The organism is Lewinella cohaerens DSM 23179, assembly GCF_000379805.1.
In the GTDB taxonomy this organism is placed as follows: domain Bacteria; phylum Bacteroidota; class Bacteroidia; order Chitinophagales; family Saprospiraceae; genus Lewinella; species Lewinella cohaerens.
The window spans coordinates 70,307-76,787 of record NZ_KB903554.1; the positions used below are offsets into that span (position 1 = coordinate 70,307).

Annotated in this window: 5 protein-coding genes; 2 read left to right on the forward strand and 3 right to left on the reverse strand. The window is 46.2% G+C overall.

The window, feature by feature from the left end:
* Window positions 1-144: 144 nt before the first annotated feature.
* Window positions 145-738: a hypothetical protein gene (locus tag A3EU_RS0118260; protein WP_020537640.1), complete on the forward strand. Its 594-nt coding sequence runs from the start codon at window positions 145-147 to the stop codon at window positions 736-738.
* Window positions 739-752: 14 nt separating this feature from the next.
* Here A3EU_RS0118260 and A3EU_RS0118265 read toward each other — a convergent pair whose 3' ends face one another.
* On the reverse strand, window positions 753-935 hold the full coding sequence (locus A3EU_RS0118265; protein WP_156825817.1) for a hypothetical protein: 183 nt from the start codon (window positions 933-935) through the stop codon (window positions 753-755).
* A 247-nt stretch (window positions 936-1,182) separates the two neighbouring features.
* On the opposite strand from A3EU_RS0118265, the gene A3EU_RS0118270 reads away from it, so the two are divergent.
* Window positions 1,183-2,826 (forward strand): hypothetical protein, encoded by a 1,644-nt coding sequence (locus tag A3EU_RS0118270; RefSeq protein WP_026211455.1) that lies wholly within the window; start codon window positions 1,183-1,185, stop codon window positions 2,824-2,826.
* Between the two features lie 153 nt (window positions 2,827-2,979).
* Here A3EU_RS0118270 and A3EU_RS0118275 read toward each other — a convergent pair whose 3' ends face one another.
* Together A3EU_RS0118275 and rpe are read right to left on the reverse strand one after the other, a co-directional pair.
* A complete protein-coding gene (locus tag A3EU_RS0118275; RefSeq protein ID WP_020537643.1) occupies window positions 2,980-5,508 on the reverse strand; it encodes a TonB-dependent receptor in 2,529 nt (842 codons plus the stop codon).
* A 125-nt stretch (window positions 5,509-5,633) separates the two neighbouring features.
* Window positions 5,634-6,311 carry a ribulose-phosphate 3-epimerase gene (gene rpe / locus A3EU_RS0118280; RefSeq protein ID WP_020537644.1) on the reverse strand — a complete coding sequence of 226 codons (678 nt, stop codon included), beginning with the start codon at window positions 6,309-6,311 and terminating at the stop codon, window positions 5,634-5,636.
* Window positions 6,312-6,481: the final 170 nt, after the last annotated feature.

Genomic DNA, 6,481 nt, shown 5'->3' on the forward strand with positions numbered 1-6,481 from the left:
GCGGCACGAAGCCCCAACGAAGGATCAAAACTTCAAAGGGTCTCGTGCCGCTTTACCTTTTTTAGGCCTCCCTACATATTTTAAGTACTTAAACAATACCCCTCCTACCCTACTCGTTTAGCCCCCGTAGCCAACTATCCAACGATGAAGAAGTTCTTTCTGGCCATTATGGCCCTTTTCTGTTCTACTATTATTATTGCTCAATCCTATGACCTCGCTGCTGGGGTTCGACTAGGCACCGACTTAGGCATCAGCGCTAAATTGCGTCTCCCGCCAATTGATGAAAACTTCACGCTAGAGACCATTCTACAGACAAGCCTGGAACGAGAAGAAGGAATGCTCACGGTACTCGGAGAACAACATTTCCCCCTGATCACTCGCCGTGTCAATCTTTATGCGGGCATCGGCTTTCACGCCGGATGGCTGGAAAACGACCCTGACCGCCTCGAAGATTACAAAGCTCCTGCCGGCATCAGCTTCATCGGTGGCGCTGAACTCAACTTCAAAAACATCAACATCAGTACCGATTTCAAGCCCGCCATCAATCTCAGTGGTGGCGAAAAACGGATGTATAGTCAAACAGCTATCACCCTCCGCTACATCCCCTTCAAACGGTACGACATCTTTGAATCCCCTCGCGCAAAACGCAAGCGCAAACGCCAGAAAGCCCGTGATCAACGTCGGCAAGATCGCACTACCAATGGTAAGAAAGGTTGGCAATTCTGGAAGAAGGGGTAATCACTCCTTATTCTTTATTTGGGGCCATGCCCAGCCCTCTTTGTTTTGATCATTAATGGCAATCCATCACCATTCGGGCTGGCCACCGGGTCATCCACTCTTATGCGCACCTTTGCTTCCTTCCAAAGCAAGTATTCCCACGGTGCACATACCGCTGCTACCCCTTGTCCGAATACCTGATTTAACTGCGTACTCACTCCGTAGCCTTCATCCAAAAAAAACCAAAAGACCAGTTAACCAGTCTTTTGGTTTACTGTCCCCCGTTCGGCGTAAATTTCATCTACGTCGTGTCATGTTTTACCTCCCCACTTAAATGCCCTTATAATCCCTCATATGGTTCAAAAAAAACCTCGGGTGCCTTGGCGATTCAAAAAACACCCCCTGGTTACTAATTCTCGAAAAAGCATTAAATTTAGCAATCACCATACCAAGCTAACTCTTACTATGATTGCCCATCCAAAATTTCACGTCATTAGATTGCTATTGATCTCCTGTTGTTCCCTATGCTCCCTCTTAGCACAGGGCCAGGAGGAGCAACCGACAAACTACGACCAATTGACCTCGCTTTTCACGGAATGGCGAGCCTTCGAGACACCTCCACTATTAAACGGTGTACCTGACTACACTGCCGCTACCTTTGAAAAAAGATGGCCTAATTTCAAAACACTGCAAAGAAAGCTTCAGGGAATAGATACCAGCGGTTGGAGCATTACCAAACAGGTCGACTGGCGCATTGTACGAGCCGAGATGAATGGCTATAGATTTAACCGACGCGTCCTGAAACCCTGGGTTCGAGATCCTGCATTTTACAAGACCGTTTGGACTTACCGCAGTGATGTGCCAGCCCACGAGGGGCCTACTCACCACGCCACTACAGAGTTGTGGACCTACGACTTTCCATTGACCGAAGCGGAAAAGGACCGTTTGATTAGCGACCTCAAGGTAATTACGCCACTGAACCAGCAAGCCAAGCAAAACCTTACTGGCAACGCCCGTGACTTATGGGTCACCGGTATCCGGGATATCCGCGGACAAAGCATGGTTTTACAAGGGATATTGAAGCAAGAAGGGGTAGAAAGTCACAACGATTTAGTTAACGTCATCCAGCAAGCGATCACCTCTACTGATGAACTAGTCAGCTGGCTGGAAGCAGAGGCCGAAACCAAGACTGGCCCTTCCGGTATAGGTAAAGAACAATACACCTGGTACCTCAAAAATGTCCACCTCGTACCCTTAACTTGGGAAGACGAGGTGATGATTTTGAAAAGAGAACTGGCGCGGGCCTGGTCGTCACTCAAGCTGGAAGAGCACCGCAACCGCAATTTGCCGCCGCTCACTGCCGCCGACAGTCCAGAAGCATATGCTGCTTTAGCAGAAGTATCGGCGCAAAGCCTTATGAAATTTTTGGAGGAGGATGAAATCGTGAGTGTCAAAGATTACTTCGAGCCAGCTCTCAGAGAACATCTCGGCGGCTTTGTCCCCAATGAACGTAGAAACTTCTTTTGGATTACTGCTCATTACGACCCGCGCCCGTTGTACTCTCATTTTTATCATTGGTTTGAACTAGCGCGAATGCAAGAGGAACCCAATCCTAGTGTAGTTCGTCGCGGACCGCTTCTTTATAACATTTTTGATTCCAGAAATGAAGGGATGGCTACTGCCGTGGAGGAGATGTTTATGCAAGCCGGCCTCTATGATGATAATCCCCGTGTCCGGGAAATTGTCTATATCATGATCGCTCAGCGCGCCGCTCGCGGATTAGGTTCCCTCTATGCGCACGCCAACGAGATGACAATGGAAGAAGCTGGTGGTATTCACTCGGAATACACCCCAAGAGGCTGGATGAAAACAGAGAAAGAGCTCCTCATTTTTGAGCAACACCTTTACCTACGCCAACCCGGCTATGGCACCAGTTACATCACGGGCAAATACCTCGTCGAAAACGCCCTTGCCGACTACGCACGTATCCAGGAATCCAAAGGAATGGAGTTTCAGTTAACCAATTTCTTTGACCAATTGAATGCTATTGGAAATATTCCTATCTCGCTAGGACACTGGCAGATGACGGGCGTGGATGTACTGAAATAGTGTCATTACAAGGACTAAATCAGGCTTGGCATTTTTTTTGCCAACAGCCCCCCCTACTCTCTTTTCTTATCAAATATTGAACCACCGAAGGCACCCAAGAACAATTCCTTAGGTGCCTTCGGTGGTTTAAAAAATCATTTATAATTTTAAAAGCTAGAAATCCATCTTCAAGCGTAGATTGATTCTTCGAGAAGTGAGGTAATTCGGGATGGCATATTGCTGGTTAAAGATGGTCTTCACCCAAGTGTTACCTGCTTGGTTTTGAACTTGCAAGAGATTAAACACCTCCAAACTCAACCAGGTTGTTTGTGTAAAGCGAAGGAAGTGGTTAGGCCGTTTAGCACGGCGCTTTTCATCAAATAACAGAAAGCTAAAGCCTATATCCACACGGTGGTAAGGATTGAAACGGTAGGTGTTCCGAAATTCTTGATTGTTGCCCAAAAGCCCGTAAGGCAGGCCGCTCCCCACCGTGAGGTTGAGGTGCATTTTGATATTTTCGTTGGTTTTCAGGTAATCCTGAAAAAACATGCTCATCTGCATCAGGCGATCAGTAGGCCGAGGAACATCCTTGACCTCTACGGCTTCATCAACGTTGATCTCTCGCCGGAGATGCGTAACCCCATCCAGCCGCTCACGCGTTCTTAAGAAAGAAAGGTTGATCCAGCTTTCAGCACCAGGTACAAACTCACCATTGAGTCGCATATCTATTCCCATGGCGTAGCCCTTGGCATTATTGAGGCCACTGTAGCGGATACGCACATTTTCAATTTCATAGCTCACCAGGTCCCACAATTCTTTGTAATAGGCTTCGGTGATAAAGCGGAATTTCTTGGGATTGCGTTTACCAAGGTAAAAATCAAGTGTAAATCCGCCTACGACATGGAAGGATTTTTGAGCAAGCAAATCAGTATTGACCTGTCCGTTGAAGGCACGCATTTCCCGATAAAAAGGGGCTTGATAGTACAAACCAGTCGCCAGACGGTAACTAATATCTCGCTTACCCGCCAATGGCTTGTAAAGCAATTGCACACGTGGAGAGATCAAAAGTTCCTGGTTCAAATCCCAATAATTAGCACGGACACCTCCAGAAAGGCGAAGCTCTCCTTTGTCATCTTTACGCCAAGTATAGGTATCTTGAATAAAGCCAGAAAAACGCAATGAGCGCAACTGGTTTGTAGTTTTCAAGGTCGAAAACAACATGACCGCGGAGGTGTCGTAAGGCAAACTATAACCTGCCGAATCCAAGCGCTCCCACTCATTGATCATATCATCGATCCGCTCGTGTTGCGCCTTGAGACTAAACTGAAAGAAATGGGAAGCATCTACTTCTTCATTTCCTTTTTGAAGCTCCAGTCCTCCCCGCACTTCAGCGTTATATATTTGTATATCCAGGAAGTTACGTACATATTGCTGCTGGGTTCCTGCACCAAGTTCGGCCAAGACTTCCCCAAAATTATCACTCCCCAGATTACTATCAATTTGGCGAAGACTGTAGCGCCCGATAACATCAATCCGTTCGTTTTCATCACTGCGAAAAGCCGATGTCAGGAACTTAACGAAAAAAGGATTTACACTACGATCTGGCAAATAGGTAAGGCTTAAGCCTCCCATTTGAGTGGTAAATTCGTTCACTTCCTGCCCTTCAAAAACGCTAAAGAGTTGCAAGGCAAGGTTGATTAAACCAAAACCTGTGCTTCTTTGCGTAGGCTGAAAGCGATAAATACTTTGGTTGAAATTTCCCAACAGGCCCAGCTGCCAATCTCTGCTAAGATCGTAGGTCACATAAGCCTGAACGTCCGTAAAGCTAGGCGTATATTCTCCGGAAACATCCAATGAGCCCAGCAAATAACGGGTGTCTTTATATCGAGTTCCTACCAGAAACCGCAACCGGCGATAAGAATCTTTTTTAGGGGCTACACTCCCTTCCAGGTGAGCAGATCCGCCGAGGAAACTTAAACCAACAGAACCTCGAAGCTCGTCTGGCCGCTTGTACTTAATATCTAAAACACTAGACAATTTATCGCCATAGCGGGCCTCAAAACCACCGGAAGAAAAGGAAAGGTCTCGAATAAGGTCGATATTGGCGAAGGTGAGCCCTTCTTGCTGTCCTGCCCGAACTAACTGAGGGCGGTAGATTTCAAAATCATTAACGTAAACAAGGTTTTCGTCGTAATTACCTCCGCGCACATTGTATTGGCTGCTGAGTTCGCCTCCGGAACCGCTACTTACACCAAGTGCAATATGAGGCAAAACACTCTCCAGGTTACCCGTAGTAGTGGGCAATAATTTAAGTTGCTCCACATCCTCCCTGATCATGCCACCTTCTTCAATCTTACTCTCTCGTACGATCACTTCAATTTCACTCTCGGAAGGCGCCAGGTTTACATCTACCTGCTGATTTGAACGAGCAGGCAGTGGCCCGAGTTCTGTAGTCCCCTCTTGATAGCCAATACGAGAAAACACCAAAATGAATTTTTCATTTGCAGGCACCACTATACTGTATCTGCCATTGGCGGCTGTTTCCGCAGCGGTATTACTGCCTTTAACGTAGACAGTCACCAAGTCAATGGCCTGCTCAGATATCGCATCCGACACTACGCCGGTAACCGTAGCTCGCTCGGTTTGTGCAGAAAGTCCGATGCTAAATGAAAGGAGGAGAGCGGAAATAAAAAATAATCGCATGCGCTTGACAGTAATGGTTAATGATTCTCTGACACTTTTATGGTCACGCCAAAGAACAAGGGTTCCCCAGCGAGAAGCTCAAAGGTAAAAAGACTAACGTAGAGAAAATGTCTGCCCGAAGAAAACTAGATAAATTTATCTACTTCGTGCCCAACAGCTTTCAATTGCTCAATTGCTTTCTTAGGATCTGCTGCCTTGAAAACACTACTACCAGCAACCAATACGTCAGCACCAGCGGCTAGTACTTCCTGCGCATTCTGTAAGCCAATACCGCCGTCAACCTCAATAATGGCTTTTGAATTGCGCTCGCTAATCAAGCCTTTGAGTTCTTTAATTTTGGGAATACTCTGGTAGATAAATTTCTGCCCACCAAAACCAGGGTTAACAGACATAATGAGTACCAAGTCAATATCTTCAATCAAATCTTTAAGCAACGAAACCGGCGTATGCGGATTCAGTGCAACTCCGGCTTTGGCACCTGTTTCTTTAATTTGCTGTACCGTCCGATGCAAATGTGGACAGGTTTCATAGTGAACAGTAATCACATCTGCTCCTACTTCCCGAAAAGTAGAAATATATTTTTCGGGCTGCTCAATCATCAAGTGAACGTCTAAAGGCTTGTCTGCTTGACGTTTAATCGCCTGAATAATGGGCATCCCGTAAGAAATATTGGGAACGAATTGCCCATCCATCACATCCAAGTGAAACCAATCGGCTAAACTCTCGTTAACCATATCAATGGCGGCACCCAAATGGAGAAAATCGGCGGCTAATAAGGAAGGGGCTACTAAATGCTTTTTCATATTAAGAATTCTATGACCTTTGGTTTGAGCCGAAACATAAACAAAAAAAACCGGTTGGGAGTACCAACCGGTTCGAAAAAAGAGCTTTGAGAGGCTATCTACATACCAAAAAATGAAACATCCATTGATGTTCCTAAAACTTCATGAGATTATAATTGATCTTGAAAGAC